At 72.3% G+C, this 736-nt stretch carries 1 protein-coding gene; it reads left to right on the top strand.

Going from position 1 to position 736, the window contains the following annotated elements; all coding sequences use genetic code 11:
- Nucleotides 1–736 (top strand): hypothetical protein (locus tag IF89_RS39460; protein WP_043194908.1); only part of this gene is annotated, 736 nt, incomplete at both ends.

The raw sequence follows: 736 nt of genomic DNA on the forward strand, positions 1-736 counted from the left end.
GCGGACCGCGGACAACTACCGCGACGGCGCCTACGCCAAAGAGCCCGACGCCGACGGCGCGCGGGTGCTGGCCGCAGCCGACTACTCCCAGTGGGCCGAGTACAAGGTCACCACCACCGACCAGGCCGGCCGCAGAACCGTTGCCTCCACCGACCCGTGGGGCCACACCAGCAGCACCACCCGCCCCGACGGCACCACCGTCAAAACCGCCACCGATGTCGTCGCGGAAGCCGTCGCGCAGGGCGTCCTGGGCACAGACCAGGAGGATGCCGGCCTGGGCGAGGCCCGGGCCGTGTCCGTGCAGGACACCGACACTGCGGACCGGACCACCTCGGCGAAGGTCGTCTTCGCCGACGGCACCCCCGCCACCAGCTCTGCCGCCCGGGCTGACGCGCTGGGCCGGACCCTGACCTCAACCAGCGGCGAGGTCACCGCTGTGCCCTCCTACGGCACGGGCGGCATCCCGCAGAGCACGGTGCTGAGCCCGGCCGCACCGGATGTGTATCCGGGGCAGGAGTTCACCGCAGCCCTCACCCGCGACCTCGCCGGACGGGCCACGTCCAAAACCCTGGCCCAGGGCGCGCCCGGCCAGAACGCCGACACCCGCACCGGTGTGCGCAACGCCTACGATCCGGCAGGGCGCCTGGCGTCCCAGACCGACCAGCTCGGCAACACCACTGTTTTCGCCTACACCGGCGACGGGCAGATAGCCGAGGCTGTGGTCACGTCCAAGGAC

The organism is Streptomyces sp. NRRL F-2664, from assembly GCF_000719345.1.
Taxonomy (GTDB): domain Bacteria; phylum Actinomycetota; class Actinomycetes; order Streptomycetales; family Streptomycetaceae; genus Streptomyces.